At 72.5% G+C, this 16952-nt stretch carries 14 protein-coding genes; 5 read left to right on the top strand and 9 right to left on the bottom strand.

All coding sequences use genetic code 11. The features are described 5' to 3' along the window. Nucleotides 1-120: 120 nt before the first annotated feature. Nucleotides 121-1068: a hypothetical protein gene (locus ACFV2J_RS40300; RefSeq protein ID WP_385098454.1), complete on the bottom strand. Its 948-nt coding sequence runs from the start codon at nucleotides 1066-1068 to the stop codon at nucleotides 121-123. A 196-nt stretch (nucleotides 1069-1264) separates the two neighbouring features. Here ACFV2J_RS40300 and ACFV2J_RS40295 point away from each other — a divergent pair, with 196 nt between their 5' ends. Beyond that, nucleotides 1265-2143 carry a DUF4253 domain-containing protein gene (locus ACFV2J_RS40295; protein ID WP_385443443.1) on the top strand — a complete coding sequence of 293 codons (879 nt, stop codon included), beginning with the start codon at nucleotides 1265-1267 and terminating at the stop codon, nucleotides 2141-2143. Nucleotides 2144-2200: 57 nt separating this feature from the next. Here ACFV2J_RS40295 and ACFV2J_RS40290 read toward each other — a convergent pair whose 3' ends face one another. Next, nucleotides 2201-3103: an SAM-dependent methyltransferase gene (locus ACFV2J_RS40290; RefSeq protein WP_385095863.1), complete on the bottom strand. Its 903-nt coding sequence runs from the start codon at nucleotides 3101-3103 to the stop codon at nucleotides 2201-2203. A gap of 95 nt (nucleotides 3104-3198) precedes the next feature. Continuing rightward, complete coding sequence (locus ACFV2J_RS40285; RefSeq protein ID WP_385095866.1) at nucleotides 3199-4533, bottom strand: helix-turn-helix domain-containing protein; 1335 nt, start codon at nucleotides 4531-4533, stop codon at nucleotides 3199-3201. Between the two features lie 210 nt (nucleotides 4534-4743). Here ACFV2J_RS40285 and ACFV2J_RS40280 point away from each other — a divergent pair, with 210 nt between their 5' ends. Beyond that, nucleotides 4744-5466 (top strand): DUF4232 domain-containing protein, encoded by a 723-nt coding sequence (locus ACFV2J_RS40280; protein WP_385095869.1) that lies wholly within the window; start codon nucleotides 4744-4746, stop codon nucleotides 5464-5466. Nucleotides 5467-5495: 29 nt separating this feature from the next. On the opposite strand, the gene hemB is transcribed toward ACFV2J_RS40280, so the two are convergent. From hemB to ACFV2J_RS40250, 6 genes are all read right to left on the bottom strand, one after another. Beyond that, a complete protein-coding gene (hemB, locus tag ACFV2J_RS40275; RefSeq protein WP_385095872.1) occupies nucleotides 5496-6488 on the bottom strand; it encodes a porphobilinogen synthase in 993 nt (330 codons plus the stop codon). A gap of 359 nt (nucleotides 6489-6847) precedes the next feature. Further along, nucleotides 6848-8563, bottom strand: a complete 1716-nt coding sequence (locus ACFV2J_RS40270) for a uroporphyrinogen-III synthase (protein ID WP_385093542.1) — start codon at nucleotides 8561-8563, stop codon at nucleotides 6848-6850. Then, complete coding sequence (gene hemC, locus ACFV2J_RS40265) at nucleotides 8560-9639, bottom strand: hydroxymethylbilane synthase (RefSeq protein ID WP_385093545.1); 1080 nt, start codon at nucleotides 9637-9639, stop codon at nucleotides 8560-8562. The genes ACFV2J_RS40270 and hemC overlap by 4 nt, the downstream gene beginning before the upstream one ends. Continuing rightward, entirely contained in the window at nucleotides 9636-11399 is a 1764-nt protein-coding gene (locus ACFV2J_RS40260) for a glutamyl-tRNA reductase (RefSeq protein WP_385093547.1), read from the bottom strand. The genes hemC and ACFV2J_RS40260 overlap by 4 nt, the downstream gene beginning before the upstream one ends. Continuing rightward, on the bottom strand, nucleotides 11396-12157 hold the full coding sequence (locus tag ACFV2J_RS40255) for a redox-sensing transcriptional repressor Rex (protein WP_168529411.1): 762 nt from the start codon (nucleotides 12155-12157) through the stop codon (nucleotides 11396-11398). The genes ACFV2J_RS40260 and ACFV2J_RS40255 overlap by 4 nt, the downstream gene beginning before the upstream one ends. A 320-nt stretch (nucleotides 12158-12477) precedes the next feature. Beyond that, nucleotides 12478-12813, bottom strand: coding sequence for a glutaredoxin family protein (locus tag ACFV2J_RS40250; protein WP_385093551.1), 336 nt, complete (start codon nucleotides 12811-12813; stop codon nucleotides 12478-12480). A gap of 188 nt (nucleotides 12814-13001) precedes the next feature. On the opposite strand from ACFV2J_RS40250, the gene ACFV2J_RS40245 reads away from it, so the two are divergent. The 3 genes from ACFV2J_RS40245 to ACFV2J_RS40235 all read left to right on the top strand — a co-directional run bounded on the left by ACFV2J_RS40245 (nucleotide 13002) and on the right by ACFV2J_RS40235 (nucleotide 16899). Further along, nucleotides 13002-13946, top strand: coding sequence for an HAD family hydrolase (locus tag ACFV2J_RS40245; protein WP_385093553.1), 945 nt, complete (start codon nucleotides 13002-13004; stop codon nucleotides 13944-13946). A gap of 681 nt (nucleotides 13947-14627) precedes the next feature. After that, on the top strand, nucleotides 14628-15404 hold the full coding sequence (locus ACFV2J_RS40240) for an ECF subfamily RNA polymerase sigma factor, BldN family (protein ID WP_385443433.1): 777 nt from the start codon (nucleotides 14628-14630) through the stop codon (nucleotides 15402-15404). 262 nt (nucleotides 15405-15666) lie between these two features. Continuing rightward, the gene (locus ACFV2J_RS40235) at nucleotides 15667-16899 is read left to right on the top strand and encodes a DUF5667 domain-containing protein (RefSeq protein WP_385098248.1); all 1233 of its coding nucleotides are present in this window, start codon (nucleotides 15667-15669) and stop codon (nucleotides 16897-16899) included. Nucleotides 16900-16952 lie beyond the last annotated feature (53 nt).

Below are 16952 nucleotides of genomic sequence, written 5' to 3'. Positions count from 1 at the left end.
GCGCCCGGGCTTTGTGCCCCCCCCCCGCGCGGCGGGGCGGGGGGGGGGGGGGGCGCGGCGCCCCCCCCCCCGGGGGGGGGGGCCCCCCCCCCCCCCCCCCCCCGGGGGCCCGTCCGGCTGTCAGGCGTAGTAGTGGATCGTGCCGCGCAGCGCGGGGGTGCCGCCCTCGCAGTGCTGGACGAAGGTCGCCGCGAACGCCTTCACGGTGCCGTCGCCGTTCAACGCCAGCTTGCCGACGGTGAACTCACCGGTGCTGCTGTTGCAGCCGCGGCCGTTGCCGCCCAGGTCGAGCCCGCCGACGTCCGGTCCGCGGAAGCGCTCCGTCGCGTAGGTCGTCCCGACCTTGAACCGCTCCCCCACGGGCGGGGCGATGGAAGCCGACCAGTACTCCCGCTTGCCGGACACGCCGTACTGGACGCCGTCGGCACTCCCGCTGAGCGAGAACGTACTCGTGGAGCCGGTGTGGGTCCGGCTCACGCCCTGCCCGATCCAGTCCCCGGCGTCACTGGCGTAGGCGTAACTCAGCGGATAGGCGCGGTACTTGATGACGCCGGTGAGGGCCGGGGCGGTCGCGCTCTCGCAGTGCTGGGTGTAGGTGGCGTCCAACAGGGTGATTGTGCCGTCGGCGTCCGTCTCGATCTGATTGACCGAGAACTGCCCGTACACCTCGTTGCAGCCGCGCCCGTCACCGGAGACGTCCAGGCCCGGAGAGCGTCCGGTGCGGAACGCGGCCCGCTCGGCGTTCCGGTAGACGCCGGGGTGAAGCTTCTCCCCTTGTGGCGCGGCGAGGTCGACGTCCCACCAGGTGTCGTCGGTCGACACACGGAAGCGCACGTACTCCGCGGAGCCGCCACCGTCGATCGTGGCCGTCTTCGGCGTGTACGCGACGGTGGCGCCCTGACCCACGTAGTCCCCGGACGCACTGGTGTGGCTGTACTTGGTCACGGCCGTGGGTGTACCGGTGGCGGCCGCGGCGGGTGCGGCCAGGCCCGCGGTGAGACCGATCGCCGCGGTCAGACCCGCGAGCGCGCCGGTCAGAACGCGTCTCCATCCTGTGCTTCTGGGCACGGATGCATCCCCCTCCATGAGGACGGGCGCCCCTTCTGAGCACCCGTTCCCCACAAGCAACCAGGGCCACGCTCCGCCGTCGACCTCATTACTCACGGCATCAACTTCTTTCAGCCGCAGGGCCGTTGAGGCTGTCGCGAGGCAGGGGCGGGGGGCTCGCCACGCGTTGTCAGTGGCGGCCCCTACAGTCACCGGCATGGCGACACTTCCGAACCCGCTGCCGAAGCTGGCGGCCGACCCGAGCGGCCACCCGCTCGGGCTTGAACTCCCGGCCGGGAGACTGATCGACGCGACGGGCGACGGCCCGTGGCACGAGCCGCTGCTGTGGCACGCCGACGGGCCGGCGGCCCCCGGCGGCTGGGCGGCGCTGGACCCCGCGCGGCGGACCGGGCTGCTCCCCCTCCTGGTCGACGTGAGTGGCGATCAGGGCGGCCCGCAGGACTGGGAGCTGATGCCCGCCGAGGCGTCCTATCCCGGGGACCACGACGCCGAGGAGGTGCTCGCGGAGTTCTGGGACGAGTACGCGGCGGAGGAACTCGGCGCGGACGGGGGCCAGCCCGGCGCGCAGGCCGTCGTCGAGGTCTTCGGCGAGCAGCCGACGTACGACGAGAAGGTCGCGCCGTTCGGCCTCGCCTGGCCGGGCCTCGCGGCCGCCGCGCGACAGGAGACCGACCCCGACACGCGTGCCGCCGAGATCGCCGACTCCCTCGCGGACAGCGGCTCGTGGCTGAAGGAACCGCGCCTCGCCCTGGTCCCGGCCCGCCGCAGCGCGGACATCCCGGCGGCGATCGGCTGGTTCGGTCCGGTCAACCACGAGGGTGACGTGGCTCGCCTGTGCGCGGTGCTGCGCTCCTGGGAGGACCGCTTCGGCATACGGGTCGTGGCCCTCACCTTCGACCAGCTGGTGCTGTCGGTGGCGGCGCCGCCCACGACCCGGGACGAGGCCGAGGCGGTGGCGGCCGAGCACTTCGCGTTCTGCCCGGACAACATCACCCAGGGCCACCACGAGACGTTGCGCGCGTACGCGGAGCACGACGTCCTCGGTCAGCGGGTGTGGTCCTTCTGGTGGGACTGAGTCCTCGTGCGGCGGGGGCGGCGGGGCGGCAGACCCGGCCCGCGCCCCCGCGGGCGTTCAGCGCTTGACGGCGGTCGCCCCGTAGACGTTGATGTCGGCGTCCGTGACGTCGTTGATGTCGAGGTAGCGGACCTTCTCGATGTCGTCGAGGGTCGCGAGGTACGCGGGGTCGGCCGCCTCGGGGGCGGGCGCCGCCCCGTCGGGCCGCCAGTGGTGCACGGGCACGACACCCGGCTCGTCCAGTTCGAGCCCGTTCTCCGTGAAGAACCGCTCGACCTCGGCCCTGGAACGCAGCACGAACGTGAACCCGCGCTCGGTGTACGTCCGTTGCACCGCCCGGACGTTCTCCGCGTTCAGGTCCTCGGTGAGATGGCTGAGCACCACCCGGCTCCCGGACGGCAGCGCCTTCACCAGGTCGCGCACGATCGGATACGCCTCGTCGTCCTCGATGAAGTGCAGGATCGCCACCAGCACGAGCACGACCGGCTGGTCGAAGTCGAGGGTCTTCGCGGCCTCCTGGAGAATCTGCGCGGGCTGCTTGAGGTCCGCGTCGACGTAGTCGGTCACCCCCTCCGGCCCACTGGTGAGCAGCGCCCGCGCGTGGGCGAGGACCACCGGGTCGTTGTCGACGTACACCACCCGTGACGTGGGGGCGATCCGCTGGGCGATCTGGTGCACGTTCTCCCGCGTCGGCAGTCCCGTACCTATGTCCAGGTACTGGCGGACGCCGTCCTCCCGGGTCAGCGTGGTCACCGCACGCCGCAGGAAGTCCCGGTTGTGCCGGACGTCGAGGTACCCGCGCGGGTTCGCCGCGAGCGCCGCGGCGGCCGCGTTCCGGTCGACCGGGTAGTTGTCCTTGCCCCCGAGGAAGACGTCGTAGACGCGGGCCGGGTGCGCCTTGGTGGTGTCGATCCTCCTTCTCAGCTCGGCGGGGTCCTGGCTGAGAGCATCACCGGGCATAGAGCCTCTCCCTGGAGAGTCGCGTTATCAAACGGGCAACAACCTAACTCCTGGGGCGACTTGATCGTGCCCGGGCCGGCCACACCGTCCCGTCCCTACCCGGCGGGAGCCGCCGTCAGCCACTCGCTTCCGCCCAGCGGATAGTCGTACGCGGGACGCCCCAGGTTCCCGCTCGTCCGGAACGGCTTCCCGTGGTCGTCGACCCGCACCGTGCCGCTCTTCGAACCGCTGGACCAGTCCAGTTCCAGGTACCAGCTCACGTCGTGCGCCTGGGCGTCCGCGAAGACGTAGAACACCTCCGGGTCGGACTCACTGACCTTGTAGGGGAAGTCGCGCTGTCCGGCCTTGGGCGCGGTCACGGGCCGCCCCGCGTCGAGGTCCACGGCGAACGACTTGGTCTGCACCCCGCCGCCGCAGCCGACGCCCATCGCGTAGTCGTTCCAGGCGAGCGGCGCGTTCTTCTCCAGCACCCGTACGTGCAGGGCCTTCAGGACGACGGTGGCCCGCCCGGTGCCCTGCACGGTCAGCGCGAGCATCTGCTGCCCTCCGGCGACCCCGCCGAGCGCGCCGACCCACCCCCGCGCGTCCGCCTCGTTCGGCGGCGGCGGCACCTGCGCGGGCTTCCGGTTCAGCAGGTAGTGCTGACTGCACGGGTCGTCCCACTTGTACGGGTCGGCGACGACGTCCGGCGCGGTCGCGCCGTCCCCGGCGGGGCGGTCCTCGCCGGCGCCCTTCCCGTCGGCCGCGTCCCGGTCCACCGGACCGCCGATCGACGAGGAGGACGCCTCGGGGGCGCCGTCACGCGAGGCGGACGGCGACGCCGGCCCCTGACGCGGGCCGGTCGGCGTCGTGTCGGCGCGCAGGCGCGCGCCGGGCGGTATGCCCAGGCCCACGGCATGCCCCTTGGTGTCGTCGTCGCTCCTGCCGGACCCGAGGTGCACGACGAGCGCGGTGGAGGCGACCGCGGCCACCACGACGGCACCGGCGGCGGCGAACGCCACGGCCCGTCGGCTCCGCCGCACCGCAGCCGACCGGACCCCGGGCCCCGCCTCCGCACCGACGTCCGGCACGCCACCGGCGTACCCGTCGCCACCCGCGGCCCCGCCCGAGCCGGCGTCCCCGTCCGCGGGATCCTCCTGCCGGCCGGCCACCGCTCCCGGCGGCGGACTCCCCGCGACCGTGCCCTTCTGCCCCCGCAGCGCGTCCGCGAGAACCCACCGCCGGTGAAGCTCCACCAGCTCCTCCGGGCTCGCCCCGCACACCCGCGCGAGCCGCTCCACCGGCGCGTAGTCCGCCGGCACGGCGTCCCCGTTGACGTACCGGTGCAGCGTGGACGTACTCACGTGCAACCGCTTCGCGAGCGCCCCGTAACTGAGCCCGGACCGCTCCTTCAACTCCCGAAGCAGTCCCGCGAACTCGTCCCCGGCCACCGTTCCTCCATCCCCCGCGTCCCGGCCCGCGTTCCAGGGGGATGACATCACCCCAGGTCAGACTCCATACGAACGTTCCGGCGTCCCGTATCCCCCGGCAACCGTGGCGGCCGGGACGGATCACCCCACAAGCTGTGGCCATCCAAGCACGCCGCTCGCCTCGACCGGACGAGCGGCCGACCCGGTCCGACACCCACAGGGGGATCACCCATGTCCGCACGCACCGTCCGCACCCGTCTGCTCGCCGCCTCGACGATCGCGCTCGCCGCGCTCGCCCTCACGGCGTGCGACAACGGCAAGGGCGTACGGGACGAGGGCGCGTCCCCCGCGTCCGAGTCCTCGGCCAAGCCCGGCGGTTCGACGACGGCGAAGCCGGCGGCCGACAGCGGCACCTCGACGGGAGGCGCGGCGGGAGGCTCGGCCGCCACCCCCACGAAGGGCTCCGGCAAGGGCTCCGCGACCGGTTCCTCCGGCGGGACGGGCGCCGGCAAGTCCACCGGCGGCGGCACCGGCACGGGCGGCACCCGGAACGCCGCCTGCAACGGCGCCAACACCAGGACCACCGCGACCGAGGTCTCCCGCCCCCTCAACCACCTGCTCCTCACCGTCACCAACACCGGCTCGAAGAACTGCGACCTGACCGGCTACCCGATCGCCCGCTTCGGCGAGGCCCAGTCGGTCCCCCCGGTCGCCGAGGAGACCCACCCGCAGGCGGTCGTCACCCTCGCGCCGGGCGAGTCCGGCTACGCGGGCGTCCTCCTGTCGGCCGGCGACGGCAGCGGCGGCAACGGCTACACGGCGAAGACCCTCGTCGTCGGCTTCGCCAAGGGCAGCAGCGCGACCCCGGCCCTGCCCGCGAAGGGCGTGCACGTCGACGACAAGCTCACGGTGACGTACTGGCAGCAGAGCCTGGACGACGCGCTGTCGTACTGAGCCCTCGCGAGGCCGGCCCGCACCACGCCCTAGCGCAGCGTCCGGGCCACCTCGGTCGCCCAGTAGGTCAGGATGTTCCGCGCCCCGGCCCGCTTGATGCCGGTCAGCGCCTCCAGGATCGCCTTGTCCCGGTCGATCCAGCCCCTCTCCGCCGCCGCCTCGATCATCGAGTACTCGCCGGAGATCTGGTACGCGACCACGGGCACGTCCACCGCGTCGGCGACCCGCGCGAGGACGTCCAGGTAGGGTCCGGCCGGCTTCACCATCACCATGTCGGCGCCCTCCTCCAGGTCGAGGGCGAGCTCCCGCAGGGACTCCCGGAGGTTCGCGGGATCCTGCTGGTACGTCTTCCGGTCACCCTTGAGCGAGGAGCCGACGGCCTCCCGGAAGGGCCCGTAGAAGGCCGAGGAGTACTTGACGGTGTAGGCGAGGACGGCGACGTCCTCCCGGCCGATCTGGTCCAGGGCGTCCCGGATGACACCGATCTGCCCGTCCATCATGCCGCTGGGGCCCACCACATGGGCCCCGGCGTCGGCCTGGACCTGGGCCATCTCGGCGTAGCGCTCCAGGGTCGCGTCGTTGTCCACGCGCCCTTCCGCGTCGAGGACTCCGCAGTGCCCGTGGTCGGTGGTCTCGTCGAGACAGAGGTCGGACATGACGAGGAGTTCGTCCCCGACCTCGGCGCGCACATCGCGGAGCGCGACCTGCAGGATCCCGTCCGGGTCGGTGCCGGGCGTCCCCACGGCGTCCTTCTTCGAGTCCTCCGGCACCCCGAAGAGCATGATCCCCGAGATCCCGGCCTCCACCGCCTCCAGGGCGGCCTTCTTGAGACTGTCCCGGGTGTGCTGCACGACCCCGGGCATCGCCTCGATCGGCACGGGCTCGCTCACGCCCTCCCGCACGAACGCGGGCAGGATGAAGTCGGCGGGGTGCAGCCGGGTCTCGGCGACCATGCGCCGCATGACAGGCGTCGTACGCAGCCGCCGCGGCCGCGTACCGGGGAAGGATCCGTACTTGGTCATCCCCCCACGCTACGCCCGCCGCCCCACCCCTTTTGCCGACATCGTGCCGGTAGGGACACGGGTGGGAGGGGTGCGGGCGGCCCATGGACACGGGAACGCATCTCCAGCGCGGCCCCGCACCCTCAGCCCGTCGGCGTCCGAGGACGAGCTTCGGGCGACGGCGGGGATTCGGCGCAGGCCCGCATCTCCAGCCCGTCCGGCGCTTGAGGACGAGCCCTTCGGGCGATGGCGGGGGTCCAGGGGACGCAGCGCCCCTGGCGGGGGTCTGGGGGCGGAGCCCCCAGGTACGGGATGGGACGGGTAGGGGCGGCGGGGGCGAAAGAAAACCGCCCCGACCGCCCCGCACACCTACACAGAACCTACGTGGCCCGCCGCCTCCGCGCCCCCGGCCTCCGCTCACTGGGCCGCGTCACCGGATCCCCCGCCTCCGCGGCGGCAGCCCTCCGCCGCAGCCCGAAGTCCGCCAACGCCTCAGCCAGCTTGTGCACCGACGGCTCCGGAGCCATGACGTCGACCCGCAGCCCGTGCTCCTCCGCGGTCTTCGCGGTGGCGGGACCGATGCACGCGATCACGGTCACGTTGTGCGGCTTGCCCGCGATCCCGACCAGGTTCCGCACCGTCGACGAGGACGTGAACAGAACGGCGTCGAAACCACCGCCCTTGATCGCCTCACGGGTCTCCGCCGGCGGCGGCGACGCCCGCACGGTCCGGTAGGCCGTGACGTCGTCGACCTCCCAGCCCAGCTCGATGAGCCCCGCGACCAGCGTCTCGGTGGCGATGTCCGCCCGCGGCAGGAACACCCGGTCGATCGGGTCGAAGACCGGGTCGTACGGCGGCCAGTCGTCGAGCAGCCCGGCCGCGGACTGCTCCCCGCTCGGCACCAGGTCCGGCTTCACGCCGAAGGCGACCAGTGCCTTCGCCGTCTGCTCGCCCACCGCCGCGACCTTGATCCCGGCGAAGGCCCGCGCGTCGAGCCCGTACTCCTCGAACTTCTCCCGCACCGCCTTCACCGCGTTGACCGACGTGAAGGCGATCCACTCGTACCGTCCGGTGACGAGTCCCTTGACCGCGCGTTCCATCTGCTGCGGCGTACGCGGCGGTTCGACGGCGATCGTGGGCACCTCGTGCGGCACGGCGCCGTACGAACGCAGTTGGTCGGAGAGCGAGGCCGCCTGCTCCTTCGTGCGCGGCACGAGCACCTTCCAGCCGAACAGCGGCTTGGACTCGAACCACGACAACTGGTCGCGCTGGGCGGCGGCGGAACGCTCACCGACCACGGCTATCACCGGCCGGCCACCGTCCGGGGACGGCAGCACCTTGGCCTGCTTCAGGGTCTGCGCGATGGTCCCGAGCGTGGCCGACCAGGTCCGCTGACGCGTGGTCGTACCCGCGACCGTCACCGACATCGGCGTATCGGGCTTGCGGCCCGAGGCGACGAGCTCCGCCGCGGCCGCGGCCACGGAGTCGAGCGTCGCCGACACGACGACCGTGCCGTCCGACGCCCCGACCTCGGTCCAGCACCGGTCGGAGGCCGTCCGGGCGTCGACGAACCGCACGTCCGCGCCCTGCGCGTCACGCAGCGGCACACCGGCGTACGCGGGCACGCCCACGGCCGCCGCCACGCCGGGCACGACCTCGAACGGCACGCCCGCGGCGGCGCAGGCCAGCATCTCCTCGGCGGCGTACGTGTCGAGCCCGGGGTCACCGGAGACCGCACGCACGACCCGCTTGCCGCCCCGTGCGGCCTCCATGACAAGATTGGCAGCGTCCCTCGACGCGGGGTCACCAACGGCTGCTGACAGTGTGTCAACAACCGCTGACTGGGACGCGCCTGTGCCCGAGTACGGACCGGCGGACGTGCCGAAAGCCGTCTCCGTATCCGTGTTCAGCACGGCGACGTTCTGCCTGGCGTGCGCACGCACGACGTCGAGCACCTCGTGCCCGGCGACGAGGACGTCCGCGTTCGCCAGCGCCTCCACGGCGCGCAGTGTCAGTAGTCCCGGATCTCCGGGTCCGGCACCGAGGAAGGTGACGTGCCCGTGTTCGGGACCGGCGGGAAGGTTGGTGGGGCTCAATGTGCTCGCTCCCCCATCAGACCGGCCGCACCCTTCGCAAGCATCTCGGCGGCGAGTTCGCGGCCGAGCGCCCTTGCTTGGTCGTGCGTCTCGGGCACGGGACCGGTGGTGGACAACTGCACCAGCGTCGAGCCGTCGGTCGTGCCGACGACGCCGCGCAGGCGCATTTCCTTGACAATCTGCCCGTCCGCCAGCAGGTCGGCGAGCGCACCCACGGGTGCGCTGCAGCCGGCCTCCAGGGCGGCGAGCAGGGACCGCTCGGCGGTCACGGCGATCCGGGTGAACGGGTCGTCGAGCTCTCCGAGCGCGGCGACGAGATCCGCGTCGTCCGCGGCGCACTCGATCGCCAGGGCCCCCTGGCCGGGGGCGGGCAAAACGGTGTCGACGGGCAGGAAGTCCGTCGCTTCCCCCAGCCGCCCCAGGCGGCTGAGGCCGGCGGCGGCGAGCACGACGGCGTCGAGCTCCCCTCCGTGCACGTATCCGATCCGCGTGTCGACGTTCCCGCGGATGGCGACCGTCTCGATCGTCGTCCCGTGGCCCCGCGCGTACGCGTTCAGCTGGGCCATCCGGCGCGGCGAACCGGTACCGACCCGCGCGCCCCTGGGCAGCTGCGCGAAGGTGAGGCCGTCACGGGCGACGAGTACGTCGCGCGCGTCCTCGCGCGCCGGCACGGCGGCCAGCACCAGCCCGGCGGGCTGCTCGGTCGGCAGGTCCTTGAGCGAGTGCACGGCGAAGTCGACCTCGCCACGCAGCAGCGCCTCACGCAGCGCGGCGACGAACACACCCGTGCCGCCGATCTGCGCGAGGTCCTCACGGGAGACGTCGCCGTACGTCGTGATCTCCACGAGCTCGACGGGCCGTCCGGTCACCTTGCTCACTGCGTCCGCCACCAGTGCGGACTGGGCCATGGCGAGTTTGCTGCGCCTGGTCCCCAGCCTCAGTGCCCCTTGTTCCGGCTCAGCCCCTCGGGGCGGTGCATCCGGCGCCGGAAGTCCTTCGGTGCCCAGCCCATCGGGGCTGTGCGCGCTCGGACTCCCGCCGCCGGTGCGCCCCTGTGGCTCACGCGGCTCACTCATGCTCGCCCTCGGTTCTTGGCGTTCTCGGTGTTGTTCTCGGCCCGGGAGACGGAGGCGACCGTCTCCGGGTCCAGGTCGAACAGGGTTCGCAGCGCGTCCGCGTACCCGGCGCCGCCGGGTTCGGCGGCCAGTTGCTTGACCCGTACGGTCGGCGCGTGCAGCAGCTTGTCGACGACCCGCCGCACGGTCTGCGTGATCTCGCCCCGCTGCTTGTCGTCGAGGTCCGGCAGCCGTCCGTCGAGCCGCGCGATCTCGGTCGCGACGAGGTCGGCGGCCATGGTGCGCAGCGCCACGACGGTGGGCGTGATGTGGGCGGCCCGCTGGGCGGCGCTGAACGCGGCCACCTCGTCGGCGACGATCCGCCGCACCTGGTCCACGTCGGCGGCCATCGGCGCGTCCGCGGACGCCTCGGCCAGCGACTCGATGTCGACCAGGCGCACGCCGAGCAGGCGGTGCACGGCCGCGTCGATGTCACGGGGCATGGCGAGGTCGAGCAGCGCCAGCGCGGGCGCGGACCGGGGTGCCCCGGCGACCGGTTCGGGCCTGCGGCGCTCGGGGACCCGGCCGACGACGGCGACGGCCGCGGCGAGCGCCGCGATGGCCTCCGTGTCGGCCTCCGGGTCGAGGAGCCCCGCGGCACGCGGGGCACGGGCCGCCGCGTCGCCCTTGTCCACCCAGGCCGCGTGCTGCTCCAGCTCGGCGGCGGCCATGCCGGCCACGGCGGCCTCGCCGAGCACGGAGAACCCGGCCGTGCCCTGCACGGTGGACACGTCGAGCGGACAGCCGTCCTCGGTGCCGACGCTCGTGGGCGCGAGCGGCGCGTCGTCCGCGACCGTGCCCGACGCCGTACGCGCGAAGTCCGCGTCCGGTGCCGTACGAGCGGAGCCGACGCCCTGAACGGCACCCTGCCCCGTGCGTCCGGCCACGGCCGCCACGACCGACTCGGCCGTCAGGACGAGTCCCGTCGCGCCGGTGCAGGACACGGCGACGTCGGCACGTGTCAGCTCGACCGGAACGGCGTCCATCGGCACCGCGCGGGCCGTCACGTCCGAGGCGCCGCCCTCGTTCTCGTTGAGGATCTGCGCGAGCCGCTGCGCGCGGTCGGGCGTGCGGTTGGCGATGACGATCTCGGCGACCCCGGCGCGCGCGAGCGTCGCCGCGGCCAGCGAGGACATGGAGCCGGCCCCGATGACCAGGGCCCGCTTGCCCTTGGCCCAGACGTCGACGGGCGCGCCCGAGGACAGCTGTTCCAGGCCGAAGGTGACCAGGGACTGCCCGGCCCGGTCGATGCCGGTCTCGGAGTGCGCGCGCTTGCCGACCCGCAGCGCCTGCTGGAACAGGTCGTTCAGCAGGCGGCCCGCGGTGTGCAGCTCCTGCGCGGTCGCCAGCGCGTCCTTGATCTGGCCGAGGATCTGGCCCTCGCCCACGACCATCGAGTCCAGTCCGCACGCCACCGAGAAGAGGTGGTGGACGGCGCGGTCCTCGTAGTGCACGTACAGGTGGGGGGTGAGCTCCTCGAGCCCGACCCCGCTGTGCTGGGCGAGCAGCGTGGACAGCTCGGCGACGCCCGCGTGGAACTTGTCCACGTCGGCGTACAGCTCGATGCGGTTGCAGGTGGCGAGCACCGCGGCCTCGGCGGCCGGCTCGGCGGCGACGGTGTCCTGGACCAGCTTGGCCTGCGTGTCCGCGGTCAGCGTGGCCCGCTCCAGGACGCTGACCGGGGCGCTGCGGTGGCTCAGCCCGACGACGAGGAGACTCATGCCGGCATCACGGCGGGAACGTCCCCGTCGGGTCCTTTGCCGTTGTTCTCCTGCGCGGCGGCCTGGGCGGCGGCACCGGCCTGGGCCTCGGCCTCCTCGCCGGCCTTGCGCTGCTCGTGGAAGGCGAGGATCTGGAGTTCGATCGAGAGGTCGACCTTGCGCACGTCGACGCCGTCCGGGACGGACAGGACGGTCGGCGCGAAGTTCAGGATGGAGGTGACCCCGGCGGCGACCAGACGGTCGCAGACCTGCTGGGCCACGCCCGGCGGGGTGGTGATGACCCCGATGGAGACGCCGTTCTCGTCGATGATCTTCTCCAGGCCGTCGCTGTGCTGCACGGCGATGCCCGCGACCTGCTTTCCGGCCATCTCGGGGTCGGCGTCGATCAGCGCGGCGACCCGGAAGCCGCGGGACGCGAACCCTCCGTAGTTGGCCAGCGCGGCGCCGAGGTTACCGATGCCGACGATCACTACCGGCCAGTCCTGGGTCAGGCCCAGTTCGCGGGAGATCTGGTAGACGAGATACTCGACGTCGTACCCCACACCGCGCGTCCCGTAGGAGCCCAGGTAGGAGAAGTCCTTGCGCAGCTTCGCGGAGTTGACCCCCGCCGCGGCCGCGAGCTCCTCGGAGGAGACCGTGGGGACCGAGCGCTCCGACAGTGCGGTGAGGGCTCGGAGGTACAGCGGAAGACGGGCGACGGTGGCCTCGGGAATTCCTCGGCTGCGGGTCGCCGGTCGGTGAGTTCGGCCAGTTGCCACGGTGCTCCTGCGGGTAGAGCGGGGCTGCAGGCGGTCACACGTACCTAGACCGCCCCGTCGAATGCAGGCTATGTCTTTGTGAACGCGTGCACAAAGATGGTGTCCGATTTGCCCGGGCAACGTGACGGGGGTCACGCATGCCCGGCGCGCGGGTATGGAACCAGCGCGCGGACAGCTTCGTTCCGCACCTGAAGGGGGCAAAACCGTACACACTCCTCAACGAATCCCGCCCCCGAGACCAATCGCCGTCGATCCTAGGCGACTTTCCGGACCACCTGGACTGCTCGGTCAGGACGGACTCCGGCCGGATCTCCGCGCGACTAGGACACCAGGGCCTTGCGCAGACGCCCCTCGTCCACACGCCAGAACGTGTGCTGGGCACCGTCCACCAGCACAACGGGGATCTGCTCCCAGTACGCGCGGTGCAGTTCCTCGTCCTGCGTGATGTCCTTCCCCTCCCACGGCACGCCGAGGTCTTCACACACCTTCTCCACCACTTGTTGTGCGTCATCACACAGATGGCAGCCGGGTTTCCTGATCAGCGTGACCAGCCGCTCACCCGGCGCCCTCGTCTCCGCCCTCCCGGCCTTCTCCACCGGTTCCGCCTTCTCCGTACGGCGCTCACCGCGCCCGAACATGGGACTCATACCGGCCATTCTCCCGCCGCGGACGCCCCACGGGCCCTCCTTCGGCGCAGGAGGCGACAACCGGCCCCGGACACGGGCTCCGACGCGCCGATCGGGAACGCCGCGGACCGCTTCTTTAACGGCTCGGTCGCGGAGAGTTCACAGCCTCGAACCCTCGCGACTCCGGTACCACCGAACAAACTGGCTATGCTCACGCCATGGCCGCTCTCGGATGGCTCACTCCCCGTAGGCGCTCCGCCACCGCGCGGAGCGTGTTGGCAGGCGAGGCCTCGGCGGAGGCAGCGCGCAAGTCCTCGCAGGAACTGGAGGAACTGGCCCACGACGCCGAACCCGACGTCCCCGACCACGAACCGGACTTCCCGGTGCTCGGTGACGACAAGGCCGCCGCCTTCTTCGACCTGGACAACACCGTCATGCAGGGCGCCGCGCTGTTCCACTTCGGGCGGGGCCTGTACAAGCGGAAGTTCTTCGAGACCCGCGATCTCGCCCGATTCGCCTGGCAGCAGGCATGGTTCAGGCTGGCCGGGGTCGAGGACCCCGAGCACATGCAGGACGCCCGCGACTCGGCGCTGTCGATCGTCAAGGGCCACCGGGTCGCCGAGCTGATGTCCATCGGCGAGGAGATCTACGACGAGTACATGGCCGAGCGCATCTGGCCCGGCACGCGCGCCCTCGCCCAGGCGCACCTGGACGCGGGCCAGAAGGTGTGGCTGGTGACGGCCGCCCCGGTCGAGATCGCGACGGTGATCGCCCGCCGCCTGGGTCTGACCGGCGCGCTGGGCACGGTCGCGGAGTCGGTGGACGGCGTCTACACCGGCAAGCTGGTCGGCGAGCCCCTGCACGGCCCGGCGAAGGCGGAGGCGGTCCGCGCGCTGGCCACGGCGGAGGGCCTGGACCTCACCCGGTGCGCGGCCTACAGCGACTCGCACAACGACATCCCCATGCTGTCCCTGGTCGGCCACCCCTACGCGATCAACCCGGACGCCAAGCTGCGCAAGCACGCGCGCGCCTTCGAATGGCGGCTGCGGGACTACCGCACGGCGCGCAAGGCCGCGAAGGTCGGCATCCCGGCGGCGGCCGGGGTCGGCGCGGTGGCCGGCGGCACGGCGGCGGCCATCGCCCTCCACCGCCGCCGCCGCTGACCCCCACCCACCCCCCTGGGGGCTCCGCCCCCAGCCCCCCACCATCGCCCGAAGGGCTCGTCCTCAAACGCCGGACGGGCTGGAGATGCGGGCCTGCGCTGGAGATACGGGCCCGGGCTGAGAACCCCGGCCGCGGGACCACGCTTTTAGGGGCGCGGGGAACTGCGCGCCCAGCCCCCACGCACCCGCACCCGCTTCCGCACCCCCGCAACCACCCACGGGAAGGCCGGGGCGCAGCCCCATGCCTGTCAGGGGCGCGGGGAACTGCGCGACCAACCCCCACGCACCCGCACCCGCATCCGCACCCCCAGGGGACCGCGACGCAGCCCCGCCCCTCCACAACCGCGGGGAAACGCCGGTCGGAACGCCCGGCGCCCAGCCCATTCCGCCGGTCCTACCCCCACAACGCCCCGGCCAGTCCCCCCGCTCCCACCCGGCCACAACACGCCCCGCACCCAGCCGGAACCCGAACCGATCCAATCAACAATCGGTCACCGAACGACACTTGATCAGGCGTCAATCAGTTACAGAAGCGACGTAATCGATGATTTGAGCAACTGGGTGTAGCACTGCCTGTACGAAGCGTTATTCTCCTCAGACGCAAACCGGTACCCCTCCGTCGCTACGACGGGTGAATGGTCCCGCACTGAACGTGATGGAAGCTCTGCCTCTGGGAGTCCCGTGTACTCACACGTCGGGGTTGACGCCTCGGGCCTGGCTACGCTGCGCGCAACGGTCCTCGACCGCTTGCGCGGCTTCGTCCCCACCGCGTACGCCGTCCCCGCCTTCGCCTTCCCCGCGCCCGTCGGCCCGTGCTACGCACTGGCCGACGGCAGCGCGGCGGTAGGCAGGCGGGGCCGCTCCGGCTCGGCCGCCACGCCCACCGCACGCCGCCCGGCCGCAGACAGCGACAGCGCCCGGATGATGGACCTCGTCGAGCGCGCCCAGGCCGGCGAGGCCGACGCCTTCGGGCGGCTCTACGACCAGTACAGCGACACCGTGTACCGCTACATCTACTACCGCGTCGGCGGAAAGGCGACCGCGGAAGACCTCACCAGCGAGACGTTCCTGCGCGCCCTGCGCAGGATCGGCACCTTCACCTGGCAGGGCCGTGACTTCGGCGCCTGGCTGGTGACCATCGCCCGCAACCTGGTCGCCGACCACTTCAAGTCGAGCCGCTTCCGCCTGGAAGTGACCACGGGCGAGATGCTCGACGCGAACGAGGTCGAACGCAGCCCCGAGGACTCCGTCCTGGAGTCACTGTCGAACGCGGCACTGCTCGACGCCGTACGACGCCTCAATCCCCAGCAGCAGGAGTGCGTGACCCTGCGCTTCCTGCAGGGGCTCTCGGTCGCCGAGACCGCCCGGGTGATGGGCAAGAACGAGGGCGCCATCAAGACACTCCAGTACCGAGCCGTCCGCACCCTCGCCCGGCTCCTCCCGGAGGACGCCCGCTGAGGCCCGTCCCCAGCCCCCGTCCCGCACGACCCGCTACGCTCGGCGACGCCCAACTCACCATCTGTAAAAGTCTGTTGACTTCGTGGTCCGATCATCCGTCGTCCGTAACCCAAGTGCCGCGACGCTCGTTGTGCGGGATACAGGCTCCCTGTGGTCACTCCCCAGGCCCCACCGATCACCCGATCGTGTGGACACGCCCGGGGCGTGCAACCCTCAGGACCCCCTGGGGAGTCGACCGTCATGACGAGAGGAGGTGCCGCCAGTGATCGCGAACGTATCGGCACACCGGCGGGCGAACGCCTTCGCCCAGGCCCTGGACGAGCAGTCCGACCAGGGCACGGCGGCCGAGCAGCCCGATGGATCGGCACCGTCCCCGGCTGCTGCGGAACAGACCGAGCGGGGCCTGCTGTTGGCCCTCGCCACCGGTCTCGGCGAGCTGCCCAAACCGGAGCTGGACCCCGAGGTCAAAGTCGTGCAGCGAGCCCAGCTCGTCGCGGCGATGGAGGCCATGCTGCTGGAAGGCACCGCCGCGGGGGGCGAAGGCCCGGACCGTTCCGTGCCCGAGCAGCGCTCGCACCGGGCACGAGGCGCGCACCGGGCGAGCGGGCTGGGGAAGCTACGACCGCGTTCGCGCCTGTCCAAGGGCCTCGCCGCGGGCGGGCTCACCGTCGGCGTGGCCGCCGGAGCGTTCGGCGGCGTGGCGGCCGCCAGCTCCGACGCACTGCCCGGAGACTCGCTCTACGGGCTGAAACGAGGCATGGAGGACATCAAGCTGGGCCTGGCCCACGGCGACAGCGACCGGGGCGAGCTCTACCTCGACCAGGCCTCGACCCGGCTGAGCGAGGCACGCCGCCTGATGGAGCGCGGCCGTTCGGGCAACCTCGACCACGAGTCCCTGGGCGAGGTCAGGCGCGCCCTGTCCGGCATGCAGCACGACGCGACAGAAGGCCACCGCCTGCTCCACGAGGCATACGAACGGGACGGCTCCCTCGGCCCGATCCAGGCCCTCTCCGCCTTCGCCCAGTCCCACCGCCAGGCCTGGGGCGCGCTGCGCGACCGACTGCCCGTCCAGCTCGGCGACGTCAGCCAGCAGGTCTCGTCGGTGTTCGCCGCCATAGACCAAGAGGTCGACCCGCTGCGCTCGCTGCTCCCGAAACCCCCCGTGCAGGAAGGCACGGGCCGACACCGCGGCGCCAGTTCGGACGCCCCCGGCTCGTCCGGCACGCACCGACCGGCACCCAGCGCCAGCAGCGGCTCCACCACCGGCAGCCACAGCAGCAGCAGCAAGCCGAAGCCGTCCGCCTCGGGCACCACCGGCGAAGGCCTGCTCGGCGGCAGCACGGGCGGCCTGCTGGACCCGCCCAAGGACACCACCAGCTCGTCCCCGTCCGCCGGCAAGTCCAGCCCCGCCGGCGGCGCCCCCGACGTCACCCTGCCCCCGCTGCTCCCGGGTCTCCTTCCGGGCCTGGGCATCGACAGCGAGGACAACAAGTAGAACAGCGGACACATACGCCGGTGGGGGGCCCCGCCGGAGGAGGGGGGCCCCCC

It is taken from the genome of Streptomyces sp. NPDC059668, assembly GCF_042734135.1.
GTDB lineage: Bacteria > Actinomycetota > Actinomycetes > Streptomycetales > Streptomycetaceae > Streptomyces.
Note: the sequence above shows the minus strand (reverse complement) of the source record. Positions and strands in the feature narration are given on the sequence as shown.